This is a genomic window from Pseudomonas sp. NCHU5216 (assembly GCF_052156495.1).
Classification (GTDB): Bacteria; Pseudomonadota; Gammaproteobacteria; order Pseudomonadales; family Pseudomonadaceae; genus Aquipseudomonas.
In genome coordinates this window covers 180,719-200,107 of the sequence record NZ_JBQLIX010000001.1, presented here as the reverse complement: position 1 = coordinate 200,107, position 19,389 = coordinate 180,719, and the positions used below count along the sequence as shown (strand labels likewise).

Annotated in this window: 14 protein-coding genes; 12 read left to right on the top strand and 2 right to left on the bottom strand. The window is 62.2% G+C overall.

The genetic code is table 11. From position 1 onward, the window contains the following. Positions 1–57 precede the first annotated feature (57 nt). On the bottom strand, positions 58–1,932 hold the full coding sequence (locus ACSVIK_RS00890; protein ID WP_442442484.1) for an MFS transporter: 1,875 nt from the start codon (positions 1,930–1,932) through the stop codon (positions 58–60). 712 nt (positions 1,933–2,644) lie between these two features. Between ACSVIK_RS00890 and ACSVIK_RS00885 the strand changes: the two genes are divergently transcribed. The 12 genes from ACSVIK_RS00885 (at position 2,645) to ACSVIK_RS00830 (ending at position 18,375) form a co-directional block, all read left to right on the top strand. Beyond that, positions 2,645–3,955 (top strand): nucleotide sugar dehydrogenase, encoded by a 1,311-nt coding sequence (locus ACSVIK_RS00885; protein ID WP_442442483.1) that lies wholly within the window; start codon positions 2,645–2,647, stop codon positions 3,953–3,955. A 112-nt stretch (positions 3,956–4,067) separates the two neighbouring features. Beyond that, positions 4,068–5,495 (top strand): mannose-1-phosphate guanylyltransferase/mannose-6-phosphate isomerase, encoded by a 1,428-nt coding sequence (locus ACSVIK_RS00880; RefSeq protein WP_442442482.1) that lies wholly within the window; start codon positions 4,068–4,070, stop codon positions 5,493–5,495. Positions 5,496–5,558: 63 nt separating this feature from the next. Next, on the top strand, positions 5,559–7,064 hold the full coding sequence (locus ACSVIK_RS00875) for a glycosyltransferase family 2 protein (RefSeq protein ID WP_442442481.1): 1,506 nt from the start codon (positions 5,559–5,561) through the stop codon (positions 7,062–7,064). Between the two features lie 17 nt (positions 7,065–7,081). Further along, a complete protein-coding gene (locus ACSVIK_RS00870) occupies positions 7,082–8,224 on the top strand; it encodes a PilZ domain-containing protein (RefSeq protein ID WP_442442480.1) in 1,143 nt (380 codons plus the stop codon). A 7-nt stretch (positions 8,225–8,231) separates the two neighbouring features. After that, positions 8,232–9,707, top strand: coding sequence for a sel1 repeat family protein (locus tag ACSVIK_RS00865; protein WP_442442479.1), 1,476 nt, complete (start codon positions 8,232–8,234; stop codon positions 9,705–9,707). Continuing rightward, a complete protein-coding gene (locus tag ACSVIK_RS00860) occupies positions 9,704–11,119 on the top strand; it encodes an alginate export family protein (protein ID WP_442442478.1) in 1,416 nt (471 codons plus the stop codon). Before ACSVIK_RS00865 ends, ACSVIK_RS00860 begins: the two co-directional genes overlap by 4 nt. Positions 11,120–11,136: 17 nt before the next feature. Continuing rightward, a complete protein-coding gene (locus tag ACSVIK_RS00855; protein ID WP_442442477.1) occupies positions 11,137–12,576 on the top strand; it encodes an MBOAT family O-acyltransferase in 1,440 nt (479 codons plus the stop codon). Between the two features lie 10 nt (positions 12,577–12,586). Further along, positions 12,587–13,681, top strand: coding sequence for an alginate O-acetyltransferase (locus ACSVIK_RS00850; protein ID WP_442442476.1), 1,095 nt, complete (start codon positions 12,587–12,589; stop codon positions 13,679–13,681). 12 nt (positions 13,682–13,693) lie between these two features. Next, positions 13,694–14,338: an alginate O-acetyltransferase AlgF gene (locus tag ACSVIK_RS00845; protein ID WP_442442475.1), complete on the top strand. Its 645-nt coding sequence runs from the start codon at positions 13,694–13,696 to the stop codon at positions 14,336–14,338. 49 nt (positions 14,339–14,387) lie between these two features. Then, complete coding sequence (locus tag ACSVIK_RS00840) at positions 14,388–15,791, top strand: alginate O-acetyltransferase AlgX-related protein (RefSeq protein WP_442442474.1); 1,404 nt, start codon at positions 14,388–14,390, stop codon at positions 15,789–15,791. Then, positions 15,782–16,888, top strand: a complete 1,107-nt coding sequence (locus tag ACSVIK_RS00835; RefSeq protein WP_442442473.1) for a polysaccharide lyase — start codon at positions 15,782–15,784, stop codon at positions 16,886–16,888. Before ACSVIK_RS00840 ends, ACSVIK_RS00835 begins: the two co-directional genes overlap by 10 nt. A gap of 14 nt (positions 16,889–16,902) precedes the next feature. Next, a complete protein-coding gene (locus tag ACSVIK_RS00830) occupies positions 16,903–18,375 on the top strand; it encodes a right-handed parallel beta-helix repeat-containing protein (protein ID WP_442442472.1) in 1,473 nt (490 codons plus the stop codon). 36 nt (positions 18,376–18,411) lie between these two features. Here ACSVIK_RS00830 and ACSVIK_RS00825 read toward each other — a convergent pair whose 3' ends face one another. Further along, positions 18,412–19,095: a polysaccharide lyase family 7 protein gene (locus tag ACSVIK_RS00825; RefSeq protein WP_442442471.1), complete on the bottom strand. Its 684-nt coding sequence runs from the start codon at positions 19,093–19,095 to the stop codon at positions 18,412–18,414. Between the last annotated feature and the right edge of the window lie 294 nt (positions 19,096–19,389).

Here is a 19,389-nt window from a genome sequence, read left to right as displayed (position 1 = left end):
AAGCCTGGTGCGCGCAGCGCACCCTACGAAGCGTAGGGGGCGCCGCGCGCAGCGTCATCAGCGCCAGTCGCCTCGTAGTTCGGCCACACGCGCCTGCAACGCTTCACGCCCGGCCTGCTCGGGCGCGATGGCCTCGCCCGCCACCAGGGTCACCCGCGACCACAGGCGCTTGAAAAAGCCCTTGTTCGGGTCATAGCTGAAGAAGCTGCCCCACAGGCCCTGCAAGGCCATGGGAATCACCGGCACCGGATTCTCTTCGAGAATGCGCTGCACCCCACCCTTGAATTCGTCGATCTCGCCGTCGCGGGTCAGCTTGCCTTCGGGAAAGATGCACACCAGCTCACCGTTGCGCAGGTACTCAGCGATCTTCTTGAACGCCGCGTCGTAGATCAGCAGATCCTCGTTGCGCCCGGCAATCGGCACGGCACCAGCGGTGCGGAAGACAAAGTTGAGCACCGGCAGGTCGTAGATCCTGTAGTACATGACGAAGCGTACCGGGCGGCGAATGGCGCCACCGATCAGCAAGGCATCGACGAAGGACACGTGGTTGCACACCAGCACCGCCGCCCCCTCTTCGGGTATGGCCTGCAGCCCCTTGTGCTCGACGCGATACATCGAGTGCCCCAGCAGCCAGATGAGAAAGCGCATGCTGAATTCGGGGACGACCTTGAAGATGTAACTGCTGACCGCGACGTTCATCAGCGAGGCCACCAGGAACAACTGCGGGATGCTCAACCCGGCGACGCCGAGGAAGAGGATCGCGACGATGGCCGACACCACCATGAACAAGGCATTGAGGATGTTGTTGGCAGCGATCACCCGCGCCCGTTCGTGCTCGACGGTGCGCGACTGGATCAGCGCATACAAGGGCACAATATAGAAGCCGCCGAACAGGCCTATGCCAAGAATGCAGCCGAGAATCCACCAGGCCTGGCCATGGCCGAGCAGCGCTAGCCAGTCGTGCGGCGCTGCGCCCTCGGGAAAACCACCGGAAAACCACCACAGCAGAATGCCGAAGACGGTCAGGCCGATGGAGCCGAACGGCACCAGGCCGATCTCCACCTTGTGCCCGCTCATGCGCTCGCAGAGCATCGAACCCAGGCCTATGCCTAGCGAGAACACGGTGAGGATCAGCGTCACCACGCTCTCGTCACCGTGCAGCCACTCCTTGGAATAGGCGGGAATCTGCGTCAGGTAGATGGCACCGAGAAACCAGAACCAGGAGTTGCCCACCAGCGAGCGCGACACCGCCGGCCGCTGGCCGAGGCCCAGCTTCATGGTCAGCCAGGATTGGCGCAGGATGTTCCAGTCCAGCTTGAGCGTGGGCATGGCCGCTGCAGCACGCGGAATGCCGCAACTGGCCAGATAACCCAGCACCGCCACGCTCACCACGGAGCCAGCGACTATGGCGGCATAACTGCTGCTGCCCATCATGATGCCCGCACCGATGGTGCCGGCGAGAATGGCCAGGAAGGTGCCCATTTCCACCAGGGCGTTGCCGCCGACCAACTCCTTCTCCTGCAGATGCTGCGGCAGGATCGAATATTTCACCGGGCCGAACAGCGCCGATTGCGTGCCCATGGCGAACAGCACCGCCAGCATCAGCTCGAGGCTATTGAGCAGCACCCCTGCGGCACCGGCGAGCATGATGAATATCTCGGCCAGTTTGATCTTGCGGATCAAGGCGTCCTTGGCGAACTTCTCGCCGAACTGCCCGCCAAGCGCGGAGAACAGGAAGAACGGCAGAATAAACAGCAAGGCGCAGAGATTGACCAGCACATCGCGGTCGGCGCCCGTATTGAGCTTGAAGAGGATGGCGAGAATCAGCGACTGCTTGAAGATGTTGTCGTTGAAGGCGCCGAGCAATTGCGTCACGAAAAACGGCAGAAACCGTCTCTTGCCGAGCAGGGCGAATTGCGATTGTTGGGTCATCGTCCATGGTCCTCGCGGGGGTCGGTTTGGCCCGCACAGTCATTTGACTGCAAATCGCCGCCAGAAAGCCACATGCACAATACCGTGCAAGCACCTGCCTTCTTTCCTCGCGCGGCAAGCCCACAGCCCTCTATCGGGCACCTCTAAAAACTACCTGCGTTGCCATCGCTGCGTTAAAAACAGGCTCAAAATGCTCATTTACAGCGCGTAAACTGCGCTTTTTCGCCTGTTTTAGCCTTGCGCTGTCTACCTCGCCTACGTTTTTAGAGGTGCCCTATCGCCGCCCTGCGCACAATCATGGAAATTTAAAAACAGTGCAATCAAGCAATAACAAAACAAGTAACGCACAACTTTCGAGCAAGAGAGAGAAACATGAAACATAATGAAGCACGACCAGCGCCGGCCTGATGACGCCAAAAAAACACCAAGAAACAGTGAAACTATTTTTTGACGCTGGAAATATCACAAACTATAAGCCGTTGTTTTTATTGTATTTTTTATAAAAGACAAACTTAAATTAAAAAAACAATAACAAGCCAACTTCGGGCACTTGAAATAAGAAAAAAGCCACCCTAGTATCCGCCCTAATTGCATACCGCCACTAAACAGAACGGCAGAGATTGCGCGATAGCACATGCGCAGTCAGGGCGTATTTGTGCCTGGAATAAGTGCAGAAGATTTAGCCAACAACTTAGTATTGAGGGATGTAGCGATGAGAATCAGTATCTTTGGACTGGGTTATGTTGGAGCAGTCTGCGCAGGCTGCCTGTCGGCGCGCGGTCACGAAGTGATCGGTGTCGATGTCTCGCAAACCAAGATCGATCTGATCAATCAGGGCAAATCCCCGATCGTTGAGCCGGGCCTTGCCGAACTGCTCGAAGTGGGCGTCAACGCCGGTCTGCTGCGCGGCACCACCGATGTCGGTGCGGCCGTGCTGGCCAGTGATCTGTCCTTCATCGCCGTCGGTACGCCGAGCAAGCGCAATGGCGACCTGGATCTCGGCTACATGGAGTCGGTGTGCAAGCAGATCGGCGTGGCACTGCGCGACAAGCACGAGCGCCATACAGTGGTGATACGCAGCACGGTACTGCCGGGCACGGTGAAGAACGTGGTGATTCCGCTGATCGAAAGGGAGTCCGGCAAGAAAGCCGGCATCGACTTCGGTGTGGCCACCAATCCCGAGTTCCTCCGTGAAAGCACGGCGATCAAGGATTACGACTTTCCGGCCATGACCGTCATCGGTGAGCTGGACGAACAATCCGGCGATCTGCTGCAGGAGCTGTACAGCGAACTGGACGCACCGATCATCCGCAAGACCATAGAAGTCGCGGAAATGATCAAGTACACCTGCAACGTCTGGCACGCCACCAAGGTCAGCTTCGCCAACGAGATCGGCAACATCGCCAAGGCCTGCGGCGTCGACGGCCGCGAGGTGATGGACGTGGTCTGCCAGGATCACAAACTCAACCTGTCGCGCTATTACCTGCGCCCCGGTTACGCCTTCGGCGGCTCCTGCCTGCCCAAGGACGTACGCGCCCTCACCTACCGCGCCGGGCAACTGGATGTCGAGCACCCGCTGCTGGCCTCGATCATGCCGAGCAATCGCGCCCAGGTGCAGCGCGCCTACGACATAGTCGCCACCTACGACAAGCGCCGCATCGGCCTGCTGGGTCTGAGCTTCAAGGCCGGCACCGACGACCTGCGTGAAAGCCCGCTGGTGGAGCTGGCGGAAATGCTCATCGGCAAGGGCTTCGAGCTGCGCATCTATGACAGCAACGTCGAGTATGCCCGGGTGTTCGGCGCCAACAAGGAATACATCGAATCGAAGATCCCGCATGTCTCCTCGCTGCTGTGCAAGGAGCTGGAGGAAGTGGTCGAGGCCTCCGACGTGCTGATCCTCGGCAACAACGAACCGCGCTTCGCCGACGTGCTGCAGAACCTGAGCAGCGACAAGCAGGTGGTCGATCTGGTCGGGTTCATGGAGCACAGCACTCAGGCGAACCGGGAAGGCATCTGCTGGTAAGCGCCCAGCCCGAATGGTAGCGGCATACGCACGCTGCCACGGGATCGGCCGAGGCCAATGGCCCTTGCACTGCCAATAGGTTGCCAATCGGTGTCTGCACAGGAGTGACGAGATGATTCCTCTGATTTTGTCCGGCGGTAGCGGCTCGCGGCTCTGGCCGCTGTCGCGCAAGCTTTATCCGAAACAGTTCCTGCCCCTGATCGGCTCGGCCACCATGCTGCAGCAAACCCTGCAGCGCCTGGCCCCGGAAGGCATGCAAAAACCCATAGTGGTGTGCAACGAGGAACATCGTTTCATCGTCAACGAACAACTCGCCGCCATCGGCTGCGAGGCGCACAGCATTCTGCTCGAACCCTTCGGCCGCAACACTGCGCCAGCCGTGGCCATTGCCGCCATGCACCTGCTCGCCAGCGGCCGCGACGAACTGCTGCTGGTGCTGCCGGCCGACCATGTGATCGAAGACCACGCAGTGTTCCACCAGGCGCTCGAGCTGGCTCGCAAGGCAGCCGAACAAGGCGAGATGGTGCTGTTCGGCGTACCGGCCGAGCGCGCCGAAACCGGTTACGGCTACATCAAGACCAGCCCCGCGCGCGCCGAGCTACCCGAGGGTGTGCTGCCGGTGGAGCGCTTCGTCGAGAAGCCTGACCTGGCCACGGCGCAGAGCTTCGTGGCACAGGGCGATTACTTCTGGAACAGCGGCATGTTCCTGTTCCGTTGCAGCCGCTATCTGGAAGAACTGCAACAGCACGACCCGGATATCTACGACACCTGCCAGTTGGCGTTGAGCCGCAGCAAGAGCGACCTGCAGTTCATCCGCATCGACCCCAGCTCCTTCGCCTGCTGCCCGGACAACTCCATCGACTACGCGGTGATGGAGAAGACCGAGCGCGCCTGCGTGGTGCCACTGGCCGCCGGCTGGAGCGATGTCGGCTCCTGGTCGGCCCTGTGGGACGTGCGCAACAAGGACGCCAATGGCAACAGTCTGTCCGGTGACGTACTGGTGCATGACAGCCACGACTGCCTGGCCCACAGCCAGAGCAAGCTGGTCACCCTGGTCGGCCTGCAGGACGTAGTGGTGGTGGAAACCAAGGACGCGGTGATGGTGGCGCACAAGGATCATGTGCAGGACGTCAAGCAACTGGTCAACACCATGACCCGCGAAGGCCGCAGCGAGGCGCTCAACCACTGCCAGGTCTATCGCCCATGGGGCAGCTACGACTCCATCGACAACGGCAATCGCTTCCAGGTCAAGCGCATCGTGGTCAAGCCCGGCGCGCAGCTTTCGCTGCAGAAGCACCACCACCGTGCCGAGCACTGGATCGTGGTCTCCGGCACCGCGCGGGTGACCTGTGACGACAAGACCTTCCTGCTCTGGGAAAACCAGTCGACTTACATCCCCATCGCCGCCGTGCACCGCCTCGCCAACCCCGGAAAGATCCCCCTGGAGATCATCGAGGTGCAGTCCGGCGGTTATCTCGGCGAGGACGACATCGAGCGCTTCGAGGATGTCTACGGGCGCAGCGACAACGTACTCAGCTAGCCAGGAAAGCGCTTGCTGCCGGTGCGCCGGCAGCAGCGTTCATCAATGAAGGAAGCACGTCAAATGCAAAGATCCTTTGCAGACAGGTTGAACAAGTTCTTGGGCTGGGCCTGCCTCATCGCCCTGATCCTGTTCGCCTCGGAAATGATCGATCCCGCCTACCTCGATCCGTCGCATCAGAAGTTCATCTTCCTGATCGGCGTACTGGGCATGTGGCGCTATGGCAATGCGGTGATGCATTACCTGCGCGGCATGTACTTCCTGCACTGGCGCTTCCCGCGCATACGCAAGGCGGTCGACCGTATGGGCGCGGCGGCTCTGCCGGAGCACCTGTTCATGGTGGTCACCAGCTTCCGCATTCCCACGCAGACCACCTACCAGGTCTACCAATCGGTCTTCCAGGAAGTGCAGCGCCTGCCCGTGCCCTGCACGGTGATCGCCTCGATCGTGGAAAAGAGCGACGAGCACTTCATCAAGGACATCCTGCGCCAGGAAGTGCGCGAGCGTGACGACATCAAGCTGGTCATCGTGCGGGCCCGCGGCACTGGCAAGCGCGACGGCCTGGCGCACGCCTTCCGCGCCCTGTCACGACGCATGCCGCTGGAGAACTCGGTGGTCGGCGTGGTCGACGGCGACACCCTGATGCTGCCGGGTTGCGTCGAGCGCGCGGTGAGCCTGTTCGCCTACCTGCCCAGCGTCGGCGGCATCACCACCAACGAGTTCTGCGAGGTCAAAGGCAGCCGCCTGATGCGCGAATGGCACACCCTGCGTTTCGTCCAGCGGCACATCAACATGTGTTCGATGGCGCTTTCCAAGCGCGTGCTGACCATGACCGGGCGCCTGTCGTTCTTCCGCGCCAGCGTGATGACCGACCCAATGTTCATTCAGGACGTGGAAGCCGATTTCCTCGATCACTGGCGCCTGGGGCGCTTCCAGTTCCTCACTGGCGACGACAAGTCCTCCTGGTTCAGCCTGATGCGCGCCGGCTGGGACACTTTCTACGTGCCCGACAGCCACACCCTGACCATCGAGCACCCGCCCAGCAGCAGCTTCTTCCAGGCCACCCGGCAACTGATGTACCGCTGGTACGGTAACTCGCTGCGGCAGAACTTCCGCACCACTCGACTGCTGGGCTTCGGCCGCCTGGGGCTGTTCACCATGTACGTCTTGTACGACCAGCGCGTGTCCATGTGGACCTGCCTGATGGGGCTGAGCGCCTCGCTGGTGGCCGGCCTGCTGTTCGGCATCCAGTACCTGCTGCTGTACCTGTTCTGGGTGCTGCTGTCGCGCTCGCTGGTGACGCTGCTGTTCGTCTTCAGCAAGCACCCGGTCGACCCGCTCTACCCCTTCGTCCTCTATTACAACCAGATCATGGGGTCGTTGATGAAGGTGTACGCCATGTTCCACATGAACCAGCAGAGCTGGACGCGACAGAAAACCACGCTCAGCAATGGCAGCGTCGCTTTCGATGCGGCCCTCAACCGATGGACCTCGAAGGGCATGTTGTTCTCCTCGATCGCCATCTTTTTCGGGGTCATCTCGATCCTGCTCGAACTCACGCAACACTAAGCAAAGGCGCGAAGACCATGAGTAGCACTGTCCTACCCGGAAACATCGTTCACGAGGCGATCGACGAGCGTCAGTTCGTTCGCGCCAAGATTCCTGCCCGCGTCACCCTCGAAGGGAACGGAATCAAGGATCTGGAATGCGAAATACTGGATCTGTCACTGGGCGGTATCGGCCTGTCGCTGGCCCAACCCATGACCATCGGCAGCCTGTTCAATGCCTCGATCAAGCTGAAGCTGAACAAGATCGACCTGAACATCGAGACCAAGCTGAAGATCGTCTCCCAGCGCAACCATGAGGTGGGCGCCGAATTCGTCGACCTGGATCGGCAGAAGAGCGACATCCTGCGCTACATCATCTCGTCCTACATGTCCGGTGACATCGCCGATATCAACGGCCTGTTCAACGTGATGCAGCGCGAGAACTACATCAAGGAACGCAAGCACAAGACCGCCGAATCACGCACCTTCGGCGAGCGTCTGCGGGCTCTGTTCGGCTCGCTGCTGTTCCTCGCCATCGGCCTCGCGGCCCTCGCCCTGATCGTTTACAAGAGTTATCTGCTGTTCTTCCACATGCAAGCGGCGCAGGCCGTGGTCGGCGCCAACGCCTACATCGTCAGCATGCCGGAAAACGGCAACCTCAAGTACCTGATCGCCCCCGGGCAGACCCAGGTCAGCGTCGGGCAGCCACTGGCCAGTGTCTCCACACAATTGGCCAGCAGCCTGACCAGCCCGGCGGACATCGCCGCCCTGGCCAACCTCTCGGAACAGGACAGTGCCGCCCTGCTCGGCCGCGTGACCGTGGAAACGGTGATCGCCAGCCCCTGCAACTGCAGCCTGTACTACCCCAAAGCGCGTCAGGATGGTTTCGCCTACAAGCAGGACGAGCTGGTGCACCTGCTGCCGCTGGATCAGCCGCTGGACGTCAAGGCCAGCATTCCCTTCGCGCAGATGAACAAGCTCGAGCGTGTACGTGGCGTCGAGATGCGCGTGCTGGGCAGCGATCAGGTCTTCACCGGCGAGATCGTCGGCAGCCGCGTAGACGAACAGCAGCAGATGGTCGAGCTGACCATCAAGCCGGATCAGGCACTGCCGCGCAACGACTACCAGTTGCCTGTCGCGGTCGACTTCAGGCTCGGCCTGCCCACACGCTGGACATTCTGAGGTCGCCATGTCGCTCAGATTCATCCTTTGCACGAGCGCCCTGACCCTGGCGCTCAGCGGCGCCGCACAGGCCGAGCGTAGCCTCGAGCAGGTGCGCTACGCGCTGTTCCAGGACAACCAGGCGGCGGTCGAGGACGACCTGCGCCTGCTGTCGCAGCGCGGTGATCTGGCAGCCGCTCGTCTGCTCGGCGAAGTGCTGGCCAGCCGCAGCCCAGCCAATACCGCGCAAGCCATCGCGCTGTTCAAGCAGGCCTTCGCCGATGGCCGTGGCGATATCGGCGCGCTGATCCCCCTGGCGCGCCTGGTGGACTACAAGCCGCGCTGGCGTGAGGCCAACCGCGACTTCATGCGCCAGGCCCTGACGCAATTCGCCGTGGGCCGCGACTTCATCAGCGTCGACACGCGCCTGGAAGTCTTCCTGGTCTACCCGGAGCTGTTCGACCAGGCCGAGACGATGCGCCTGATCGAGCTGTATGACCGCGCCTGCCTGATCTACTGCCACGCCCCGCTGTACCGGGCGGTAGCCGCCACTCGCTACGGCGAGCGCGCCGAGGCCGAGAAATGGTTCGAGCTGGCGGTGGAAAGCGACCCACGCGCGGTGAACCGCTATTACGCCTTTCTCGGTGAAAAGCGCAACGAACTGTTCCGCGCCTTCGCCGCACGCCTGGCAGAACGCATGAACAGCCTGCCGGTGGATCTGGTGCAGAGCATCGCCCAGCAACTGACCGCGGTGCGCAACGCCGAGATCGGCGCCTATAACAACAACCGCCCGCTGACTCGCGCGCAAACCGACGAAGAAAAGGCCGAGCGCGAGCGCAAAGCCCAGGCGCACGCCAGCCTGATCGAACAGATCGACCGCGAGGTGCTGCTGTGGCTGGACAACGCCATCGCCCGTGACTTCGGCCCGGCCATGGTCAGCAAGGCCTACTTCCTGATGACCGCGCCGGATCGCTATGGCCCGGAGCCGGTGGTCGAGCTGATCCAGCGCCTGGAACAACGCCAGGGGCAGAACCTCAGCCTGAGCATGGCCGAGCGCCAGGATCCGATCACCCCGCAGCGCATCAAGGCCCTGCGCGCCAGCCTGCACATGGTGGTCTGGCGCACGCTCGACCCGCAGTTGAGCCAGCGCCTGATCGCCGAGCTGCAAGCCGAGCACTACCCCGAGGCCACGCTGCTCGAAGGCGACATGTACAGCCAGGGCGTGCTGGACGAGCCTGACCAGCAACAGGCCATCGCGCTGTACATGAAGGAAGTCCAGAGCGGCTCGCTCAACGCCCTGATGCGCATTGCCCGCCTGTACAGCTACGGCCGTTCCATCTGCCGCGACGACATCAAGGCTTACAGCTTCGCCTACGCCGCCCAGGAACTGGGTGATCAACGCGCCCTGTCGCTGGTGGAAGCGCTGGGCTCCAGGCTCACCCCCGAACAGCGCGCCGCCGCCACCCGTGAAGGCAACCGTCTCATCGAGGAATCCATCCTGTGATCCGCACCCATGTCCTGCGTCATGCCGCCCTGCTGCTCACCTGCCTGCCCCTCACTCTGGTGCAGGCCGAGGAACCTGACGAACCAGTGGCAGAGCCCAGCAACCTGTCACCCGAACTCGAACCCGTCACCTCGCTGCTGACGCAAAAGCTCTTTCTGCGCAGCGGCTATGGCCCGGACGAAACGCGTCTAGGCGAAGACCGTCGGGCCTTCTTCAGCCTGCGCTACGAACCTTCGTACCGCTGGTATTCGCCCGAGCAACGCTGGGCCAAGTGGGAAGCCTTCGGCCGCCTGTGGCTCAACTACGACACCGATCCCAATGCCCTGCAGACCATCGAGGGCGACAACGACGACCTGTCGCGGCGGCGCCATGCCTACAGCGAGGCTCGCGAATTCTACGTGCGGCGCAACCTGCTCGGCGATGATCCACGCTTCTCCGCCACCTTCGGCCGCCAGCGCTTCACCGACCGCTTCGGCATCTGGTGGGACGACAGCATCGAAGCCCTGCGCCTGGACTACAACGACAGCTTCGCCAATGGCTTCGTCGCCGTCGCCGAGAAGTTCTACTACTACAACTCCGACGACAATCGCCTCGACCCGCGTGACAAGAACATCCGCTACCTGATGGCCGAGTATGCCTGGCGTTGGTATGCCGACCACTGGGTCGGGGTGCGCCTGCTGCACGAGGACGACCACTCCGGCAGCGCCACCGATGATCGCCAGGATTTCGATGGCCTGCGCTATGGCCTGTTCCTGCGTGGCGATACCCGCCAGTTGACCTCGCTGATCAGCGATTACCAACTGGAACTGGTGCGCCTCGACGGCAAGCAGGAAATCACCCAGCGCAACGGCCTGCGGGATCGCAGCGACAAAGAGGGCTGGGCGCTGGTCGGCGATATCGGCAAACGCTTCGAGGATCTGCCCTGGACGCCACGTGTCGGCCTCACCGCCGGCATCACCGACCGCCCGGACGACAGCGGCAACGATGGCTTCAGCCTCAACCGCATCCAGTCGGATCGGCGCAACGACCCGTTCAGCTACAGCAGCCGCCTGATCAGCAACCTGGTCAGCGTCAACCTGAGCAACCTGGCGTTCTATGGCGTGACCCTGGAAACCCAGCCCACCGACCGCAGCCAACTGGACATCCGCCTGAGCGATCTGCGCCTGCGCAACGCCTCCGCGCAACTGCCGCTGCGCACCACCAACGAAGGCACCGTGCGCGACAGCGGCTCGTCCACCCACCTGGGTCAGGTGCTGGACATCACCCATTACTGGCGCATGTTCCCGCTGGCCTACGAAGGCAAGCGCATCCAGCTCAACACCCTGACCAGCCTGAGTTACTTCCGCGCCGGCAGCGCCCTGGAAATCGGTGACGACTACCAGCTGACGCTGGGTATCACCCTGACGTACTGACCGAGAGTAGTGCCAGCATGATCTTCGCCTCCAACGTCTTCCTGTTCCTCTTCCTGCCGGTATTCCTGCTCTGCTATTACCTGGCCAGAGAGCACTGGCGTTCGTACGTGATCGTGCTCGGCAGCTACCTGTTCTATGCCTGGTGGCGCCCGGACTTCCTCCTGCTGTTCGTCGCCATTTCCTACTGGAACTACTGGTTCGGCCTGCGCATCAAGGCGCGCATGGATGCCGGCGAGAAGAAGATCGCCTTCCGCCTGCTGACCGTCGGCGTCATCGGCAACCTGGCCACCCTGGGGTACTTCAAGTACGCCAACTTCGGCGCCGACGTGCTGGTGGCGGTGCTGGAGCCGCTGGGCATCAACACCTTCACCCTGGAGCACATCATCCTGCCGCTGGGCATTTCCTTCTACGTGTTCCAGGCCCTGAGCTACATCGTCGACATCTACCGGCGCAACGCCGAGCCCACCGAGCGCTTCGTCGACTTCGCCGCCTACATCGCCATCTTCCCGCAACTGATCGCCGGGCCGATCCTGCGCTACAGCCTGATCGACAAGCAGTTGAAGCAGCGCACCCACTCGCTGGAGCTGTTCTCCCTGGGCGCCTGCCGCTTCATGCTCGGCTTCATCAAGAAGGTGCTGATCGCCGATTCCCTGGCACCGATGAACGTGCTGTTCATCGGTGGTGGCAGCGCTGGCGATCTGCAGATGGTCGATGCCTGGTTCGGCCTGCTGATTTCCGCGCTGCAACTGTATTTCGACTTTTCCGGCTACAGCGACATGGCCATCGGCCTGGGCATGATGATGGGCTTTCGCTTCGCCGAGAACTTCAACCAGCCCTACATCGCGCAGAGCATCACCGAGTTCTGGCAACGCTGGCACATGACCCTGGCCGACTTCCTGCGTGACTACGTGTACATGCCGCTGGTGCGCAAGCGCCTGGTGGGCATGCTCACCGGGCTGGTGGTGACCATGCTGCTGTCGGGCCTGTGGCACGGCCCGAGCTTCGCCTTCATCTTCTGGGGGCTGTTCTTCGGTGTCGGCATGGTGATCGAACGCAAGCTGGGCATCGCCACCAAGATCACCACGCCTTACCACTTCTGGCGCAACGTGCGCTGCATGTTTCTGCTGATCTGCTCCATGCCGCTGTTCTTCACCGGCAATCTGCCGCACAGCCTCCAGGTCTACCAGGCCATGCTCGGCTTCAACGGCATCGGTTCGCTGGAGCTGTACTGGTTCGGCACCTCGGCCATGACCATGAGTTTCACCCTGATCGCCCTGCTATGGCTCGTCGTCGCCGGCACGATCAATCAGCGCTATTACGCCGGCAACAAGCAGCAGCCGTACTTCATGCAGCACGTCAGTGGTTTCAACGTCCTGCTGCTGTGGGCCGTCTTCCTGCTGACGCTGAGCCGTCTGGCGGCCAACTCCTTCTCCCCTTTCCTGTACTTCCAGTTCTGAGGAGGCGCGCATGTTTCCCGTGATGAGTTCGGCCAGCAAGATCAACGGCATCCTCTTCATCGTGCTGCTGTGCGGCATGTTCCTCTATTCCCTGCCGCTGGTGTTCGGCTTCGCCAGCCAGCAGAACCCCAGCCAGGCCATGGCACTGTTCCTCGATGGCAAGCTGGTGCGCAAGTTCGAGCATTACTACGACAAGAGCCTGTTCCTGCGTGACCCGTCCATCGAGCTATGGGCCGATATTCAATATGCGCTGTTCCGCGAAGGCGCCAGTGGCGTGGTGCTGGGCCGCGACGGCTGGCTGTTCACCAATCAGGAATACCTGCTGCCCAGTGGCCTGGAAGAGAACCTGGACAAGCAACTGGCGCTGATCGACAAGGCCCGCGAGCAACTGGCAGCCAAGGGCACGCGACTGATCCTGTTGCCCATTCCGATGAAGCTGGACACCTACGCCGAGCACTCACGCCTGGCGCCCAGCGCGCAGCTCAGCGGTTTGTACGAGGACTTTCGCGCACGCCTGAGCGAGCGTGGCATCGCTTCGGCGGATCTGCGTGGCGCCTACAACGACGCAGCCGCCGCCGTGCCCCTGTTCCTGCGCAACGACACCCACTGGACACCACAGGGCGCTGACCTGGCCGCACGCACCCTGGCACGGCAGTTCCCCGAGCTGGCCGGCACTACGGCTTACGTCACCCAGGCGGTAGGCGAGAAACAGGTGCCCGGGGATCTGCTCAACTACCTCAAGTTCGACCCTCGCTTCGCCCCCAGCTACTTCGCACCGGTGCACATCGCCCTGCATGAAACCCTCAAAGGCTCGCCCAAGGACATCGGCGATAGCCTGTTCGCCGACGAGGCGGTATCCCTGGCCGTGGTCGGCACCAGCTATACGCGCATCGATGACTGGAATTTCACCGGCTTTCTCAAGCAGGCGCTGCAGCGTGATCTGATCAGCGTGGCCCTGGAAGCACGCGGCCCGTTCGAGGCCATGAACGCCTTTCTCGCCAGCCCGGCAGCCGCCAGCGGCGATGTGCACACCGTCGTCTGGGAATTTCCCCTGCGCACCCTGCTCGCGCAACGCCAACTTCCCTCCCCCATCGCCCAACAATAGAAGAGGTGCTTCATGCCCATCTCCCCGCTTCACGCCCTGTTCATGCTGCTGATCATCGGCTGCACCGCTGCCCAGGCGGCCCAGGACGGCAATGCCGACCTCTATGACCCGGTGGCGCCAGCCAACTCGGCTTTCGTCCGCGTGCTCAACCTGAGCGAGCGCAACATCGAAGTCAGCCTGAGCGGCAAGAACAAGCCCCAACTCGTCAACAGCGGGCAGTTCGGTGGCTATCGTTTCGTCGCACCGGGCAAGCAGATCATCAGCGCCGACGGGCAGACCCTGGAGAGCGAGCTCAAGGCCAACACGGCCAGCACCGTGATCTACCGCGACGGCAAGTTGCTGCTGCTGACCGACAAGTTCGTCGACGAACCGCGCAAGGCGCAGATCGCCTTCTACAACTTCACCGACAAGCCCGCCGCGCTGAAGACCGTCGATGGCCAGCATGTGGTGGTCGACACCCTGCAACGCGACCAGACCGGCAGCCGCATGGTCAACGAGTTGAAGATCGCCTTCGCCGCCTACGCCGACAACGACAAGCTGGCCAGCTTCGACGAACTGTTCCTGAAAAAGGGCCGTTCCTACAGCTACGCCCTGCTGCCGGCAGGCAGTGGCTACCGCGCCATCACCCTGGCCAACAGCATCGACGCCACCGAATGAATTCCGACCAGCAAGCCTTACGAGTAAGCGGACGATGATCCCGACGAAGATGAAACACTACCTTTCCCTGGCCATCGGCAGCCTGCTGGTGGGTGGCACGCCGGCCAGCTTCGCTGCGGCACCAGCGAGCAAGGCCGACGACTGTGCGGATCTGCAATGCCTGATCTGCCCACAACTGAGCGCGCCCGAGGAATATGCCCAGGGCAACATGAAGGCGCTAAAGCAGCTGGTGCCGGGCCGTGACCACTGGCTGTTCCGTTCCGAAGTGGATCTGACCAACGACTTCGGCATTCCGGCCGCCATGCAGCCGGAGTTCGCCCGCCTGATGCGCGCCTTCGCCAGCCATGGCACCCAGGTGGTGATGGCGATACAACCGACTCGCGGCCTGATGCATCGCGCCCAGCTTCTGCCGGGGCAAGCGCACGGCTTCGATTACGCCCGCGCCAGCGGCAACCTGCGCAACTTCCTGCAGCAGATGCGCGACGCAGGCGCCATAGTGCCGGACATCATGGGCCTGGTGCAGCAGCCGCCGAAGGACTTCTTCTTCCGCCGCGACCACCACTGGACCCCCGTGGGCGCCGAGGCCATCGCCAAGGTCACCGCCGACACCATCCGTCAGCAACCGGTCTACGCCCAGCTCGCACACAAGGGCTACAAGACCGAGCAGAACATGACCCTGTTCAAGGACGGCACCCTCAACCTCGGCCTCAACGCGATCTGCGGCAACCGCTACGGCAGCCAGTTCGTGCCGGGCTACCAGACCGTCCCGGAAAGCAACGACGCCTCTCTGCTGTTCGAGGATCAGCCCGATCCCGAGATCATCCTGGTCGGTACCAGTAACTCCGCCGCCCGTGAAGATGAAACCAAGCAGTTCAACTTCGACGGTTTCCTCAAGCAATACCTGAGCAGCGACCTGGTCAACTACGCCCTGCCCGGCGCCGGCCAGGATGGTTCGTTGCTGCAATATCTGCTGTCGGACAACTACGCGCCGGACAAGGCGCCCAAGCTGATCATCTGGGAACTACCGGCCAACTACCGCCTCGATGGCGACATCACCTACCGGCAACTGGTGCCAGCGGTCAACGGCGGCTGCAAGGCCAGCCCCAGCGAACTCGAGGCACGCGTCGAACGGCCAGGCCTGCAGCTCAACGATCGCATCGAACTGCTCAGCAATGCCGGGGCACAACGCAAGGATCTCAAGGGCCGCGACGGCGTACTGGACATCCGCATCAGCGACCCCAACCTGAAGAACTTCTACATCATCACCTATTACGACAACGGCACCCGCGACAAGGTGTGGTTCCGCCGCGAGGCCATCGTCAACAGCGGGCAGTACTACCTGGAACTGAGCCGCGCTGCCGAATTCCGCGATGCCAACCTGCTGTCCGTCTTCCTCGAACCGACCCAGATCATCGAGCAACCCCTGCAGATCGAGACCAAGCTATGCCTGTGACCCCGTCAATCAGGTGGCTGGCCGCCGCCCTGCTGCTCGGCCCCCTGAGTGCCAACGCCACGCAATCGATCTGGGTCAGCCAGGCCACGCCGGCATCTGCACTGGTGGCCGACTACCGCAACCAGCGCTGCCCGAAAACGCCACCGCCGGCCTACACCGGCCATCTGCAGCTCGACAGCAAGTACGACCAGAGCGACAGCAGCAAGTCACGCCTGACGGCCAAGCAGAGCAAGGACACCCAGCGCGTTCGTCAGCAGGTGCAGTACTACATCGGTGGTCTGATCAAGGCCGGTGAAGTGTTCCAGCGCACGAAGAAGGCCGAAGAAGCCAACGTCGCCCTGGGTTGTCTGAGCCAATGGCTCGACGCCTGGGGCAGCCAATCGGCCCTGCTCAGCGACGACGCCAGCAAGACCGGTGTGGCCGCACGCAAATGGGCCTTGGCCGCCATCGCCACCACCCTGCTCAAGGTGCGCGCCCTGAGCGACCAGCGCTACCAGTTGAGTGACGTGCAGCGGCGTTGGCTCGGCCAACTGTCGGCCAAGGTGATGGCCGAATACGAGCCGCGTCGCCACGACCCGAGCATCTACTTCAACAACCATGATTACTGGGCAGCCTGGGCAGTGGCGGCCAGCGCCATGCTGCGCAATGACGACCGCGCCCTGGCCTGGGCCGATGTCGCCCTGCGCCGCGCCTTCGGCCAGATCACCGCCGGCCAGGGCGATTACGCCTACCTGCCACTGGAAGTCGCCCGTGGTCGCCTGGCCGCCGACTACACGCACTACGCCATGGTGCCGCTGACCTTGCTGGTGGAAACGGCAGAAACCAATGGCCGGCCGCTCACCGCAGAGGAGCGCAGCAAGTTCGCCGCCCTGGCCAACTTCGCCGCGCGCGCGGTGCTGGAACCCAAGACCCTGCCCGAACTGACCCAGCGCCAGGCTGAAGTCGGCCCGCACAAGATGGTCTGGCTGCTGCCGTTTCTCAGCCGCTATCCGCAGCATGCATGGGCCAGACGCCTTTATGAGGCATATGGCCAAGACATCACCGGCTACAGCCAGGTGGGTGGTGACCTCAGGCCACTCTACCCTCGCCTCAACTGACACAGGACGCCACCATGCCCCAGGCACTGCCCTTCTCCCGCGCACTGCTCCTGCTGAGCTGCATGACCTGCCCCCTGCTCGCCCAGGCAGCTCCGGCTGCCCTGCGCACCCTCGACCCCCAGTGGCAGGAGCAACAGCAACAACTCCCACGCCGGCAGATTCTCCAACACAGCCAACCGCCGGCCATGACTCTGTCAGTGCCCAACCAGCGTGGCAGCGCCCATCTGGAGCCGATGTACTCGGCCCAGGCCGGTAGCTGGCCGTTCGAGCCCTTCGTGCACAACGGCCTGTTCCGCGCGGTTGCCAGCTACCAGGCGCAGCACCCGCGGGCCGTGGTCATTCGTGGCGGTGCCATCACCCTGGCGCAACTGCAAGCGCAACTGAACGACCCCAAGGTGCTGCGTCGCCATCAGGACGGTTATCTGCTCAGCTACCCGCTGATGATTGGCGAAGACGCCGCCCTGCTGATCGATGACCAGGTGCTCTACCTGTTCGGCCCCTCCGGCACCGCGCTGATCAACCAGGGCCTGCTGCAGGTACGCAACTCACGCCTGGAGACCTGGAGCGACGGTCGCACGCTCAGCACCGATCGCCCCACCCGCCCCTTCATCATGAACTGGGCCGGCAGCCGCCTGCGCATGGAAAACGCCCATCTGGTGAAGATCGGCTACAACGCCAACTTCTCCCGCGGCATCAGCAGTGGCCTGAGCACCCAGCAAGCGCCCAGTCAGCCACCTGCGCGCATCCTCATCAGCAACAGCCAGTTCGACAACATGTCCAGCGCCCTGGAACTGCGCCACAGCGAGGCGCTGATCCGTGACAACCGCTTCAACCAGCTACAGCAATACGCCATCGACATCAGCAACAGCCGCTTCCTCATCGCCGACAACCGCATCGACGGGGTCAAGCACAACAGCGGCATCCGTATCGGCGGCAGCAGCAGCGGGCGCATTCGTGACAACCTGATCCTGCACACCGGCAAGAGCGCCATCGAAGTCAACGAACAAAGCGGCGCCCTGCTGATCCGCGGCAACCTCATCGGCGCCTCCCAGGGCTACGGCATGATGCTGCGCCAGATCAAGGACGGCAGCCAACTGCTGATCGAAGACAACCTGATCGCCAACAGCCACCTGAGCGCCATCGATGCCGGCGAGATCAATGGCGCCTGGATCCTTGGCAATCGCATCAGCTCCACCCCCGAATACGCCATCAGCCTGCGCAACGGCCAGCCGGCCGCCGGCGAGCTGGTGATCAGCGGCAACACCCTGGAAAACATCGGCAAGGCCATGATTCGCGTGGAAGGCATGCAGAACACCGTGCTCGGCGACAACCAGTTCAGCGCCAACCCGCTGCTGCAAAACCTGCTGATCGGCGACCTGCTGCCGCTGCAGAGCCAGATCCTCGACAGCACCGTGCGCCGTCATTGCCACATGCTGATCACGCAAAGCCCGACCAGCGCGAGCACCGGACCGACCTGCAGCAACTAGCAATCGGTTCCTTGGGTGGCGCGAGCCACTCAAGCGTCACTGGCGGTGTTCAACCTGCAAATGAGTGAACACCGCCGCCCCTGCATTGGTTTCATTGCCGCTGTTGTCGAGGGTATAAACCCCTGCCTTGAAATACAGGCCATGACTGGCCCAGGCCTTGTTTACCGTGGCACTCCAGGTTTTTACCGCGCCACCTGGCTCGGCCAGACCAATCGTCAGCTTGCCACTCTTCGAGAGCTGAACTTCATAGCTGAAATCCTGACCCAGCCTGACCTTGCTCGACAGCACGATCTTCTTGGAGTCGGCAGAAGCCGGATGCCCGCGAAACGCGATCACCACATTGCCGTAGTTGCTCTGGGGTAAATACTGATAACCCAGCATCAGCAGTGGCGAACTGCTCTGCTTGGAGTGGATCTGAGAGAACGCCAGCATGCCACTGGCAGGCACCTGAGTGATTCTGGTGGTGGCGCTCAGCACATCATTGGCTGCCGTGTAGAACCAGTTGCGCAGAGCACCATTGGCGTAGGTTTCGCGTAACTCAGTGCGCGGGTAAGTCGAGTTCAGTGTGGTCGAACCATTGGCCGGCGCCCAGAAGAAGATCCGCCCTTCCCGGGACTGGAAATAATTGTCCTGATAGCCACCAACCAGCAGAGGCGTATCGATGACAGCCGCAGGTTGGCCCACGGGAATGGTCAGGTTCCAGGTAGCAAGATCGATCATGATTGGAGTCCATGGATAAAACGGCCATCAAAGGCCCACTCAGCCCCGCCAGACAGCCAACCTAATGGTCACGGCCTCCGACTTGCAGTGAGCTTATCCTCGACCTCGACGGGGTTTAACGACCGCCCATCACCCTATTGACGCCTGCTTTTTGACTAACTCCTAAGCCCACCTGAGCGCGTCTCCCTTTGCCTCGTCCCAAAACGGATATTCGTTGGCGAGGCGCATAAGGCACGCGAAAAACCCAGACCTTGTACCGCTCAGGCAAATGCAAGGAATGTGAACGAATCGAAG

What these genes read in the sequence shown, in the direction of transcription:
- ACSVIK_RS00890 (WP_442442484.1), bottom strand. Translation starts at nt 1,932, where the DNA reads ATGACCCAACAATCGCAATTCGCCCTGCTCGGCAAGAGACGGTTTCTG.
- ACSVIK_RS00885 (WP_442442483.1), top strand. Translation starts at nt 2,645, where the DNA reads ATGAGAATCAGTATCTTTGGACTGGGTTATGTTGGAGCAGTCTGCGCA.
- ACSVIK_RS00880 (WP_442442482.1), top strand. Translation starts at nt 4,068, where the DNA reads ATGATTCCTCTGATTTTGTCCGGCGGTAGCGGCTCGCGGCTCTGGCCG.
- ACSVIK_RS00875 (WP_442442481.1), top strand. Translation starts at nt 5,559, where the DNA reads ATGCAAAGATCCTTTGCAGACAGGTTGAACAAGTTCTTGGGCTGGGCC.
- ACSVIK_RS00870 (WP_442442480.1), top strand. Translation starts at nt 7,082, where the DNA reads ATGAGTAGCACTGTCCTACCCGGAAACATCGTTCACGAGGCGATCGAC.
- ACSVIK_RS00865 (WP_442442479.1), top strand. Translation starts at nt 8,232, where the DNA reads ATGTCGCTCAGATTCATCCTTTGCACGAGCGCCCTGACCCTGGCGCTC.
- ACSVIK_RS00855 (WP_442442477.1), top strand. Translation starts at nt 11,137, where the DNA reads ATGATCTTCGCCTCCAACGTCTTCCTGTTCCTCTTCCTGCCGGTATTC.
- ACSVIK_RS00850 (WP_442442476.1), top strand. Translation starts at nt 12,587, where the DNA reads ATGTTTCCCGTGATGAGTTCGGCCAGCAAGATCAACGGCATCCTCTTC.
- ACSVIK_RS00845 (WP_442442475.1), top strand. Translation starts at nt 13,694, where the DNA reads ATGCCCATCTCCCCGCTTCACGCCCTGTTCATGCTGCTGATCATCGGC.
- ACSVIK_RS00840 (WP_442442474.1), top strand. Translation starts at nt 14,388, where the DNA reads ATGAAACACTACCTTTCCCTGGCCATCGGCAGCCTGCTGGTGGGTGGC.
- ACSVIK_RS00835 (WP_442442473.1), top strand. Translation starts at nt 15,782, where the DNA reads ATGCCTGTGACCCCGTCAATCAGGTGGCTGGCCGCCGCCCTGCTGCTC.
- ACSVIK_RS00830 (WP_442442472.1), top strand. Translation starts at nt 16,903, where the DNA reads ATGCCCCAGGCACTGCCCTTCTCCCGCGCACTGCTCCTGCTGAGCTGC.
- ACSVIK_RS00825 (WP_442442471.1), bottom strand. Translation starts at nt 19,095, where the DNA reads ATGATCGATCTTGCTACCTGGAACCTGACCATTCCCGTGGGCCAACCT.